This is a genomic window from Nocardia speluncae NBRC 108251 (genome assembly GCF_001613245.1).
Lineage (GTDB): Bacteria > Actinomycetota > Actinomycetes > Mycobacteriales > Mycobacteriaceae > Nocardia > Nocardia speluncae.
This window is the reverse complement of the sequence record NZ_BDBZ01000019.1, coordinates 69,431-80,977: the sequence shown is the minus strand read 5'-3', so window position 1 is coordinate 80,977 and position 11,547 is coordinate 69,431. Positions and strand designations below refer to the sequence as shown.

Genomic DNA, 11,547 nt, shown 5'->3' with positions numbered 1-11,547 from the left:
TGGCGGCGAGCGTTAGGAACGGCGGGGATCGCTGGCGCTCGCCGACCGAGTGCGGGGTGTGGCGAGACCCGGTCCTGGTTCGGCAGCCGGCGCCGACGGTGGTGGTGTGGCGAGGCGTGCCCGCGCGGCGGCACGGATCTCGCGGGCACGGCCCGGCACCGCTGGGGGCAGAGGTTTCGTGGTGAGCGTGAACGGTGGTGCCTGCTGGCCGCGGACCAGAACCCGGGCCGCGGCGTGGTAGGCGTCGAGGTGGGTCAGGTCGTGCTCGGACAACCAGGGGCTGGTGTGGCGGGCCAGGTCACGAGCGTCTTCTGGGGAGGCGGTGAAGATGACCTTGTTGCGGGCGTTCGCCGAGACCGCGGCCCGCATATCCGAGGGCAGCTGGCCGAGGTTCTGGTGCGCGAGGACCAGCGACAGGCGCAGGCCGCGGGCTTCGGCGAGCATGTCCTCCAACGGAGTGGCCAGGTTCAAGAAATTGTGGGCTTCGTCGAGAGCGAGGGTGGCATCCGCGCGCTGGTCGGGGTGGGTGCCGACGCGGGCGGTGGTGGCCTGCCAGGTGCGGGCCACCAGCAGCGATCCCATGAGTCGGCTGGTGTCTTCGCCGAGGGAGCCTTTCGGTATCCGAGCCAGGCAGATTCCACCCTGATCGAGCACTTCGCCCAAATCGACCGTCGAGGGGCCGGCGGCGAGAGCGTTGCGGACGAATTGCCGGAACAGGAAGTGCCGCAGCTTGTTCAGTAGCGGTCCGATGACCTGGTTGCGGGCGGAATCGGTCAATTCCTCATATGAGGACCAGAACCCGCGCAGCACCGGGTCGGCGGTGGCGCGGGTGACCCGGGCCCGGAACGCCGGTTCGGTCAACAGCCGGGGGAGGTCGGTGAGGGTCGCGACCCCGGGTTGGCGGCACAGGGTGAGCAGGCTGGCCCGCAGTACGTCGTCGGTGCGCGGGCCCCACCATTGGGCGAAGGTGCGGTGAAAGATCGTGGCCAGGTTGTCGACCACCAGGTCGGTGCCCGCACGATCCGCGGGGGTGTCGAGGGGATTCAAACACGGTGGCTGACTGCGGGAATCGGCATCGAACAACACCACCCGATCCGCGCAGCGCTGAGGCAAGCGGGCGAGGATATCGGTGATGAGGTCGCCTTTGGGGTCGACGACGACCACGCCGCGGTCTTGGTCGGCCTCGTCGAGGATCAACTGGGCGAGCAAGGTGGATTTCCCGACGCCGGTCGGGCCCAGTACGTGCAGATGGTGGCGGGCATCGGCGACCCGCACCGCAACCGACCGCCCACCCGGAGCATCCGAGAGCCCAAGAGATTTCGCGTAGGTGCCCGCGACCGGGATCTCCGGTGTCGGAGCAATAGCGCGGGCACCTGCCCGCTGAACACCCGGGATCGCCGGATCGTGCGGAAGGTGCGCAACCGCGGCGAGTTCCGGGACCGAGAGCAGATCCCCACGGCCCAGTCGCCTGCGCGCAAGCGCCGAGCCGAGTCTGCGGTGTCTGCGGTGCCGATAGTAGTTGTGGTCGGTACAGGACCCGAATACCACTGCCAGCGCATCCGCCCGCCCCCGCGCAAAAGCCCGCGCCGCGCCCCGGTCACCGGTCTCGGGCACAGGGACGGTGACGGCGTAGCGGATGACGCTTTCCCAGTGCGCGCCCCGGGCTTTGTCAGCGGCAGCACGGTGCTCGGTGTTGTCCTGCATGGCCGCCTGAGGGTCTTTGACCTGTGTCGCAGCGGCGGCGCGGGTTCGCCCAGAGCGGCGGACCGGGCCCGGGGTGAGGAGATCCAGAATCTCGCGCAGCAGTGGCACCGGCCACGCCGCCGTTCCGCTGCGGGTGCGGGTGCCGCGGCGCACGCGTCGGCCGGTGACCGGCCGCGCTAGCACTTGTACGCAGGCGGCCTGGCCCGGGGTGAGGTCGTCGGCGGCGGAAATGAGATCGCGGACGAGATCGCCATTTCCATAGTCGGTACGGATCGGCAGCACTTCCCGGCGCCCCAACCGGAGTTCACCGCCCGAGAGCATTCTCCGGACCTTGGGGCCGGGGAGGGGGAGAGGGTCGGTGGTGGCGTGACTGGTGCGGGTGTGCGCGCCCGGCCATGCCGAGGCCACCGCCCGCTCCACCAGTCCCGGCGGAACCTGTCCGGGTACCCAGATCCGGATGGCGACACCGGCTTCCGGGGTCACCGTGTATTCGAACCCGAGGTGCGGTTGCCCGAACACCATGCGCCGCCAGGCTGGGCGCAGTTGCCCGGTCAGATGCGCCCACAACGCTGCCGCGCCCTTGGGATCGACCTCGGGTGGGGTGAGGACGGTGACCTGGCGGGCGCCGGCACCCAGCCGGCGCCGGCGCACACCGGTGAGCACCCGTGCCAGCGCGAGCACCACCGCGGCCAGAAGGACGCCGGTGACCGCGGCCGGACCGGTCACCACCGATATAGCGGTGCCGAGGAGATCGCGCAGCGTCGCGGCAGGGTCGAGCAGGAACCTGCCCAGTTCGTCCTGGGACGCCGAGAACAGCAGGCTCGACATGGCCTATGCCGCCTGTACATCGACGTAGACGTCGCCGTCGTCCTCGCCGTAGCTGTCCTCCTCGCCGGTGCGGGGACCGTCTGTGTCACCGTCGGCGGGCAGGGGGGCGGCGAGGTCGAACTCGGTCTTACTGCTGTCGGTGGTGTCGGCGAGTTCGCTGGGGTCGGTGGTGATCAGCGCATGTTCCGCAGGCGAGGCCATAGCCGCGAATACGGCGCGGTCGGTGCCGAGGGCGAGAAGTCCTTGGCCGCGGGCAGCCGAGAGCAGGAATTGGCGTTCGCCGTCGGAGAGTTTGAACGCGCCCGCGACCTCGTCGATCGCCTGCGGCGCCTGATGCAGCAAGATCTGGGTGGCCGCGTTGGACACAATCGCTTTGCCCAGATCTGTGCCCAACACGTCGGCGCAGTCCTGAGTTGCGACAGTGAGACCGGCCCAGTACTTGCGGAACGATTTCGCGGCCCGGAACAGGAACTGCGCCCCGGCCGGCTGGCGCATGATCAGCCACGCCTCGTCCACGGTCACCATCCGCGGCCGACGGACGGCCGGGTCAGCGACTCGCCGCCAGGTCGCGTCCAACACGAGCAGCGTGCCGACGGGTTTCAGTTCATCGGGCAGCTCTCGCAAGGAGTAGGTGACCATTGCCGCGTCCGGGCTGACGGTGGTCGGCCCGTCCAACAGTCCAGCGAACGCCCCCTGGCCGACGAACGGAGACAAACCGGCGGCGAGATCGTCGGAGACCGCCGACCCGAGTGCCGTCAACTGCTCACGCAACATGCCCAGCGTCGGTGCAGGCTGCGTCCATGTGGCGGGGTCGTCGGTGATGCCTGCGCTGGTGTAGGTGGCGGTGACCGCGGTGTCCAGGGTGGCACGCTGCGCGGCCGTCTGCTCGCCGAGCAGGACGGCGATGATGGTGTGGCAGAAGAGCTTTCGCCGGTTCAGTGCATCGGAGGGTGCGGTGCGGCGGCCGTCAGGTCGGGTGTGGACCTCCAGATCGAAGGGGTTGAGGCGGATTCCGGGGGCACCGAGGTGGATGTAAGCGCCGCCGACCGCCTCGGTCAAGGTGCGGTATTCGTCTTCGGGGTCGATGATCACCTGCTCGATCCCGCGGAACAGCGACCGCAGGATCTCGGTCTTCACGAAGTAGCTCTTGCCTGCGCCGGAACGGCCGAGCACCACTGCGTTGTGGTTGTCGGCCTCGGCGCCGAACCGGTCGACGAACACGAAACCGGCTGCCGCGTCGCGGCCGTATAGCACGCCCTCCGGGGAGGCCGCGTGTGCCGGATCGCCGACGGGAAGTTGAGGGCTGGAGAACGGGAACGCCGCGGCGAGGGCGTTGGTGTCGAAGGTGCGCCGCAACCGCACTAGGTCCAGGCCCAGGGGCAGCGTGGACACCCAGCCCTGGGTAGTGCGGTAGGACAGGGTGCAGGTGTCGACGAGCAGGCTCGCCGCCAGGGCCCGTACCGCGGCGATTTCGTCGGCGAGCTCGGCTTCCGAGCTGGCGTGTACGGTCAGGTACACCCCGACTCGGAACAGGCGGGCTTCGGCGCGTGCGACACGGGCGGAGAGTTCGGCGGCGTCCTCGGCCGCGACCTCGACCAGCGGGTCGCTGCGCCGTCCGTAACCGGCGTCGTGCAGTCGCGAGGATTCCAGTCGCGCGAGCTGGCGCCGCAACCGCGACGCCGCGGTCACCGGATCCACAGGATCGACATGCACCGCGACATCGAGACGACCGGGGTGCGACAGCAGCGGCGCCAGCCATCCGGCGGTGACTTCCCGCGGGTAGCCGGTGACGGCGAGGGTGGCTACCCACCCGGAGCCGACCTCGAGGTGACGAGCCTCGATCGCCAGCGAATCCGGACCGAATTCTCCTGCGGTAACGGGGGCTCGGCGACCGGCTCCGGGGAAAAGTCCATGCTGTGGAGTGGTGGCCCCGGTGGTGTCGTCAGTCGGTGCGATTTCGCGGTTCGTGTGCTCGCCGCCGCCGGTGGTGGTGATGACGGTGTGCGGGCCGGCGATATCGGCCGAGGATGGTATGAGGCTGCCTGGGTTGCAGGCTCCGGTTACCACTGCGGTGGCCTGGAGATCATCGAGCGGTGTCACGGTGACACCCATGGGCGCGAGCAGGTCGGTGGCCTCGTACACGCGGCGCAGCAACCGTGACTCCGCGGCACGGCGCGCCGCCTCCGACAATTCCCGGCGGGCGCGGCGCCGCCCCGAGGCCAGCCAGCCCAGCATCGCCGCCGGCGATGGCCCACTCAAACTGTCACCGGTGGTGGGAAGGTCGAGGGGTTCACGCCAGACAAGCAGCACTTGCCGGTGCATCAGATCTTCGCTCGCGGCGAGGCCTTCCAGATGGTCGGCGTGTCCGTGTGCGGCAGCGGCCAGCTCCGGCGACATCTGGCCGACCGACTCCCGCAGCCGCGCCAGTTGGCCGGTCAGATCCAGGCGGGTCGAGCGCAGCAGAATCTGCACCGGCTGCCGCAGCGTGTGCAGCCAGCCCCCGAGCTGAGCCATCAGGCTGTCTTGTTCCTCGGGGGTGCGCAAGGCGAGGTTGACCGTCCCGGCCGCGGCGATCACCGCGAGCCCGTCCGAGCCGAGATCGACCACTCCGATGCCGCTGTTACTGGTGATCGACTCGGGCAGCTGTAATTCTCTGGCTGACAGCTGTTGCGGGGCCGGGGGTTTCGGTTGTCGTCCGGCAGCGTGGGTGACCCAGTGCGGCGGGGACGCGATGCCTTCGGGTGCCGACACCAGGCGGCGGGGTCGTAGCCGGTGCCGCAGGGCGGCCAGCAGCAGCCGGTCGGCCGACAAACCGTCGCGGGTGGCCAACACCAGCGCCGCGACCACCGCGCCGACCGGGACCGCGGCGGCGACGAACACCGCGGGCGGAATCACCTCACGTGTCGCGGTCCATACGAGGTAGAGCAGGAGCGCGGTGACGGCGAGTACGGAGAGTTGGCGGGCGGTGAACGGGCCGATCAACCGGTCCGGCCGGTCGACGTCGGCGGGAATACGAACGGGTGTACTCATCGAGTGTTTCCTCCTCGGGGCGAGCGGCGGGCACGGCGGCGCACCGGCAGATCAGGGAGCGGGAGATGCAGCTGGCGGCCCGTTGGTGGTGAGGGCGGAGACGCCACTGGCGGTGGTGGTGGGCTGGTTCGTTCGGTGGGCTGGACCCGGGGGACCGGGAACGGGAGCCGGTACTGGCCGCTGCGCAAGGACCGGTTGCCCTCGTAGGGGTCGGGTGGGTCGAACTCGAACGCCAGCTGCGTGCCCCGGCGAGGCCTCGGCGGGGACGTAGCCGGCGATTGAGGTGGTGGTGTAGACCGTGTGACCGGGGCGGGTCCCGGTGTTGGACGTTGGGCTGGGGAGCGCGTGGCGCCGGGCCGGGCTCGGGTGACCGGGATCGGCAGCGGGTATTGGCCGCGGTGGTTGGCGCGGATCCCTTTGTAGGGGTCCGGTGGGGTGAAATCGAAGGCCAGCTGACGCCCGCGCCGTGTCTTTTGCCCGGTCGCCGCTGGAGGCACGCCGGGCGGTGCGGTGCGTGCCGAAGCAGTGGTGCCCGCGTGCTGTGGTGGTGCCGAGGCCGCCGGAGTCGGCCGGACACGGCGCACTCCTTCCAACGGCAGTATCAGCTGCCCGTCTCTGGTCGCCCGTGTTCGCGCATACGGGTCGCTATCCGCGGCAGTGGGGACAGCGGCCGGACGGGGTCTTTGGAGCCGTGCTGTGGAAGGCCGGGCGGTATGGCCGGGCGTGGCGGCGGCTGGTGTGGGCCGGCGGACCGCGGAGGCGACGGCCTTCTCCCCGCCCTTGAGCAGGCCGAAGGTCTTGTAGGTGACGTAGCCGCGGGCCAGGGACCCGATCATGCTCCGGCCACCACCGGTGCCGATTCTCATGCTCGACAGCAGCCAGAACGGGACCTTGATCAACACCGCCATCAGGGCGAGTCCGATGATCAAGCTCACCAGCCCGTCGGCGTTGGGGCCGAAGAACTCCCAACCGCCGGGAGTGAGGAACACCCGCAGCGCGGTCACCAACACCAGCGACTGCACCACCTGGATCGCCAGGCACGCGGCGAAGGAGCGCCACCACCACCGTGCCAGCGCATCCAGTCCCGGTAGTACGTGGCACATCAACGCCAGCGGGGCGGCGACGACGAGGATGATGGTGATCGCCACCCGGATGACGTAGGTGATGAGCAGGATCACCAGCAGCACCACGAGCGCGACCTCGAGCAGGATGACGAAGATCCCGGGTCCCGCGGCCGGGCTCACCAAACCTCGCACTGCGGTGATGGTGGCGAGCTCGCGTAGGGCGGCGCCGGCGGAATCGGGGTCGAGGCCGTCGCCGGCAACAGCAGTAGCGAGAGCGTTGGCGAAGCGGATCGCCTGCGAGGCGACCAACAGACTCATGGCACCGGCGAGGAACCCGACCACGATCCGCGGCGCCAAATCCTGGACCGAGTACCGGGTTTGCAGGGTTTCGCGGACCATCAACAGCACCCCGGCCGCCATCACCAGCAACCCGTAGATCGCCAGCATCAACTGCCACGACGAATCCCACAATTCACCGACCCGCGGCAAATCACCCGGTTCTGGAGTCGTCAGCAAGGTTTGCGACAGGAGATCCAGCAGCGGGTTGAGCGCGGATTCGACCAGGCGCTGGAAGAACCCGTCGATCGCCTCGGCGACACACGCGGAGATATTGCGGACCCCGCACTCGGAGTCCTCCCCGCCCGACGGCTCGACCGGCGGTGCCGTCGAATCCGGGCTCGTGGGCGACGGTGCCTGCGATGGCCGGGGGACCGGAGTTTCCGGCGCGGCCGGACTGGTGGGCATCGGAGTCGTGGGTGCGGACTGCTCAGGAGAATTCGACGGGGGCGGCGGCCAGTGCGGTGTCGTCGAATCTGGCGGGGGCGGCGGTGTTGTGGGCTGCGCCGCGACGGTTCCGCCGAGTCCGAGCCCGGTCACGAGCAGCAGGACGGTGACGACCAGAACCCGGCGAGTCCAGGTCGACCTGTGGCCTGGTGGTGAGGTGCCGATGGGGTGCAGGGCCGTCATGGTCAGGCACCCACGATCGACTTGAGGACGGCGACGATCACCGGGGCGAGCATCGCCAGCCCGTACCCGATACACGCCGCCCGCAGCGCGGTCTTGGACTTCTCGACCTCTCCCGGATCACCGGAGGCCAGTACGTAGCGGGCGCCACCCACGGTCACGCATACGGTTGCCAGGCCGGCGAGAATGCCGACCAACCAGTTGCGGATGTTGTCGAGCACCTGATCGAACGACTCGGCGATGGCGAGCACCACGACCGGGTCGGCGGCAGCAGCACCTGCGGTCACAACGAGCGCCGCCATCGCCACCGCAAGTGCGATCGCCCAGGCAAATGCCCGCCGGACCGGACCGGGCCGGGTCTGGGTTGAGGGGTTCGCGGACAGAACGTTGGGGATACCGATCATGCGCATCGGCGATTCACCTCCATAGGAGTTGGCGAGTGCACGGGGGCAGCCGATGTCCGCCCGCACTGGCTACTCCCTGATTGCGGGCCTGTTTTGGACTCCGCAGTGTTCGGCAATTCGCGCGATGCACTGATCCGTGCCGCTGTTTGCGGTGCGGCGGCTGAGGTCGTTCGTGACCGATCCTGCGATCGTTCGGGCGTCCGGTGCTCGGTGGCGGCGATCTCGGATCCGAGCGGGGACAGGGTGTAGCGCCATGGCGGCACGCCCCGCAGACCCGGGCTTGAGTGGGTCCTGACTCGGGTCAGCACGCCACGGCGGGCCAGGGCGGTCAACCGTTTGCGGGCGGTGTCGACGCTGGGGAACAACCGCTCACCGACTTGGGCGGCGGTCAACCCGCCCACGGTGTCGAGAAGGAGAAGCAACTGCAGATCGCGGTCGGTGAGCTGAAGCTGGGCCAAAAGTCCCGTCGACCGGTGGTCTTCTGTGCAAGCCAGGTCGTGCAGGGCGCGGTGCTCGACGATGCTGGTGCGGGCTGGATCGCTTCCGGCGGTTCGGGCGGTCAGCCACGCCCGGAGGTCGTGTTCGCCGCGTCGGCGTGCCTTATGCAACGCCCAATGCGACGAACCTTCAACTTCTTCGGCGAGTGAGGTCACCGAGCGGCCCTCCAACCGGGTGACGGCGATCAGTTCCGCCACCTGGGGGGTGATCACGTTCTCCGCGACCGCCTCGGCGAGAAGGTCCTCGGGATGCCCTGGCGGTGTGCACATCGCCGGCACGGTTTTGCCCCAGCCGGCATTGAGGTCGGTGCCGATGTCGGGGCCTGGAGCCGGTGCAGCCGCTTCCTGCCGTACCCAGGCCCGGCCGCCACGGAACACTGCCCACCGCAGCCGGAACCACAGAAACGGTCGCTCCACATCGATACGCCTCAGTTCGGTGAAGAACGCGGTCAGTAGGTCGGCTTCAACGTCGGCGCGGTCCTCTCGCCTGCGGGGGCCGAACGTGCTCGCCATCCCGGCCAGCATCGGCACAGCCATCCCCGCGCACACCAGCGCCGCGTCCGAACCCTCGACCCGAGACCGCTTGATCAGCCACACCCAGACCGCATCCACCACCTGGATCGGCAACCCAGGATCCGACAACACCCGCCGTAACTGCCCCCACGTCGTAACTGCCCTACCCAGCCCCGCTACCCGTGCGGCCTCGCGCGGTACAGGGTCGTCGGCGATCCGATCGAACGCCGACCGCACCACCGAAAGCGGCGAACTGTCCCCAGAGGCGCTCTTCTTCGCTGAAATACCGGTATCCGTATTCATGGCTACTCGTTTCCTTTCGTGCGGAGAATCCGACATCGCAAGGACACCGAACGAGCGCCACCAAAACGCGTCGGAAAAGACTCAAAAAAACCTCGGGATGACCTCCGCGCTCTCACTCGAGCCGGATATCGGACACCGGATCCTGGTTAAGTGAACGACCAGTGAAAGCCCCGACTACCAGGGGCTGTGTACGTTCTGTGGCGATCCGGTGGCGCACTACACAACGCGCGAAACACGGAGGAGAACTAGAAACCGAAAAATCTCCCAGCGACGTACCGGCCGATAACTCTCGATATCAGATGCTGCCGCCGCCGTCCTATCTGAATTTCGCGATGGGCCATGTCCAAAAACGGTGAATTCGCAAGGAGTCCACCAGTGCAACCTCCCACGCACTGGATAGGAAAAGGGCACTGCCCATGACCGAACACACTCCCACCCGCCGCCGTCGCACCGGGACCTCGGGCACCCGCCCATCAAGGGCCGAGGTGCCGTCCACCATCTGGGCCACCGGACCCGACCCACTCAACCACCGCGACCCCTGGCCGACAGTGATAGTGACCCGAGCCGTCATAGAATTCTCCCGACCCGGCGACCAGGTACTCGTGCTGACCCCACCAACTTCCACAGCCGGCCGGCGCCGGATCTCGGGCGCTCGGGACGCGCTCACCCCCATCGAGGGACTCGCACGTTCCGGCGCGATCGAACATCTCGGCGACCGCCGCGGCCCGTCCCGCACTTGCACCCAGCGCGAAGCCGACGAGGCCGGTCTCGTGCTGGCCAGCCTGCTGCCACCCGAGGACGTCGCAGTGTCGGTCGTGGACCGGATCGTCACGCGGGCAGCAGCCCGCCTGGCCGCGGGCGGTGTGCTGGCCGTGTTCACTCGCGCCAGCCGCAGCCGGGACGGTGTTCTGTTGGATCCGACCGGCGTCATAGTGGCTGCTGGTCAAGCTGCCGATCTGCTATTCCTTCAGCACATCGCCGCCGTTCCCATCGCCGACGGCGCCATCGTCGCCCCGAGAGTCGACGCTTCCCAGCGCGCGCCCTTGCACGGGATCGCCCACACCGACGTGACCGTTCTCCTGCGCCCCTGAATTTGCTGGCGGCGACCCACCACCTTGTGCAACCACCCCTCTGACTCCGGGTGGAGCTCTGCGCGCCCGAATCCCGAAATGAGGCACGTTCGATGACCGCAATCCGCGAACCCAGAACCGCAGTCCGCACCACCATCAGCGCAAACGGGGCGTCGGTGTGGGCGACTGCGCAAGCCGCGCCCGCTACCCAACGGACGGGCCGCTACCACCCCGACAGCACCAAACACCCCGCGAAAATGCTGCCCGCTATTGCCGCCCACGCCATCGAGGCATACAGCCGGCCCGGGGACCTGATCCTGGACCCGATGTGCGGGATCGGCACCACCCTCGTCGAAGCCCTCCACACCGGCCGCCGCGCCGTCGGCGTCGAATACGAAACCCGCTGGGCCGACCTCGCCCGCACCAACATCGACCTCGCCCGCACCACCGGCAACGATCTGGACGCCGCCGTCTACCAGGGCGACGCCCGCAAGCTCCCCGACCTGCTCCCCGAGGCACTGCGGGGACAAGTGGACCTCGTGATCACCTCACCCCCATACGGCGACTCCACCCACGGCCACGTCCGGGCCAAACCCGGCGAAGGCGTCCACAAATACGACCACCGCTACGGTGCCGTCCTCGACCGCGGCAACCTTGCCAACGTCGGCATCGGCCGACTGCTGTCCGGGTTCACCAAAATCCTCACCGGCGTCGCCGACTACCTCAAACCCGGCGGCCACGTCGTCATCACCGCCCGCCCCTGGCGCCAGCACGCCGAGCTCGTCGACCTACCTACCCACATCACCACCTGTGGCACGCTCGCCGGGCTCACCCCCGTCGAACGCTGCGTCGCACTTCTGGGCCGGCTCGCCGAGGACGGGATCGTGGCCCGCAGCAGCTTCTTCCAGCGCGACTTCATCGTCAAAAACCGCCGCGAAGGACTCCCCGTCCACCTGATCGCTCACGAGGACGTGCTCGTGTTCCAGCGTCGGCAAGCCGTGAGTTCATCGGAACTTCAACGTTTTCCGCGAAACCCCGTCTGGGGACCGGCTGCATTCTGGGAGACGGACGCTTGGATCGGCAAGGAGGCCGGGGATCTGGCGGCGTAAGCATTCTCGAGGGAAGCACGGCAAAGATCGGCCGAACTGGAAGCCGATCCGGGACCGGCCGG

The 11,547-nt window shown here is 68.7% G+C and carries 7 protein-coding genes; 2 read left to right on the top strand and 5 right to left on the bottom strand.

What is annotated here, in order from left to right; all coding sequences use genetic code 11:
* Nucleotides 1–12: 12 nt before the first annotated feature.
* Genes NS6_RS18580 through NS6_RS18560 form a run of 5 tightly spaced genes read right to left on the bottom strand, consistent with a single transcriptional unit; the run spans nt 13 to nt 9,306 of the window.
* Nucleotides 13–2,532 (bottom strand): type IV secretory system conjugative DNA transfer family protein, encoded by a 2,520-nt coding sequence (locus NS6_RS18580; RefSeq protein WP_068043510.1) that lies wholly within the window; start codon nt 2,530–2,532, stop codon nt 13–15.
* A 3-nt stretch (nt 2,533–2,535) separates the two neighbouring features.
* Entirely contained in the window at nt 2,536–5,562 is a 3,027-nt protein-coding gene (locus NS6_RS18575) for a PrgI family protein (protein WP_068043509.1), read from the bottom strand.
* The gene (locus NS6_RS18570; protein ID WP_138448541.1) at nt 5,559–7,592 is read right to left on the bottom strand and encodes a TrbL/VirB6 family protein; all 2,034 of its coding nucleotides are present in this window, start codon (nt 7,590–7,592) and stop codon (nt 5,559–5,561) included. The genes NS6_RS18575 and NS6_RS18570 overlap by 4 nt, the downstream gene beginning before the upstream one ends.
* 2 nt (nt 7,593–7,594) lie before the next feature.
* Nucleotides 7,595–7,999 (bottom strand): pilin, encoded by a 405-nt coding sequence (locus NS6_RS18565; RefSeq protein ID WP_245669408.1) that lies wholly within the window; start codon nt 7,997–7,999, stop codon nt 7,595–7,597.
* Complete coding sequence (locus NS6_RS18560) at nt 7,990–9,306, bottom strand: helix-turn-helix domain-containing protein (protein WP_068043507.1); 1,317 nt, start codon at nt 9,304–9,306, stop codon at nt 7,990–7,992. The genes NS6_RS18565 and NS6_RS18560 overlap by 10 nt, the downstream gene beginning before the upstream one ends.
* Before the next feature lie 416 nt (nt 9,307–9,722).
* Here NS6_RS18560 and NS6_RS18555 point away from each other — a divergent pair, with 416 nt between their 5' ends.
* Entirely contained in the window at nt 9,723–10,397 is a 675-nt protein-coding gene (locus NS6_RS18555) for a hypothetical protein (protein ID WP_138448540.1), read from the top strand.
* 92 nt (nt 10,398–10,489) lie between these two features.
* On the top strand, nt 10,490–11,485 hold the full coding sequence (locus NS6_RS18550; RefSeq protein ID WP_068043503.1) for a TRM11 family SAM-dependent methyltransferase: 996 nt from the start codon (nt 10,490–10,492) through the stop codon (nt 11,483–11,485).
* The last annotated feature ends 62 nt before the right edge of the window (nt 11,486–11,547 follow it).

Excerpts from the sequence above, each read along its gene's own strand:
- NS6_RS18580 (WP_068043510.1), bottom strand. The coding sequence starts at position 2,532 with ATGTCGAGCCTGCTGTTCTCGGCGTCCCAGGACGAACTGGGCAGGTTC.
- NS6_RS18575 (WP_068043509.1), bottom strand. The coding sequence starts at position 5,562 with ATGAGTACACCCGTTCGTATTCCCGCCGACGTCGACCGGCCGGACCGG.
- NS6_RS18570 (WP_138448541.1), bottom strand. The coding sequence starts at position 7,592 with ATGACGGCCCTGCACCCCATCGGCACCTCACCACCAGGCCACAGGTCG.
- NS6_RS18565 (WP_245669408.1), bottom strand. The coding sequence starts at position 7,999 with ATGCGCATGATCGGTATCCCCAACGTTCTGTCCGCGAACCCCTCAACC.
- NS6_RS18560 (WP_068043507.1), bottom strand. The coding sequence starts at position 9,306 with ATGAATACGGATACCGGTATTTCAGCGAAGAAGAGCGCCTCTGGGGAC.
- NS6_RS18555 (WP_138448540.1), top strand. The coding sequence starts at position 9,723 with ATGACCGAACACACTCCCACCCGCCGCCGTCGCACCGGGACCTCGGGC.
- NS6_RS18550 (WP_068043503.1), top strand. The coding sequence starts at position 10,490 with ATGACCGCAATCCGCGAACCCAGAACCGCAGTCCGCACCACCATCAGC.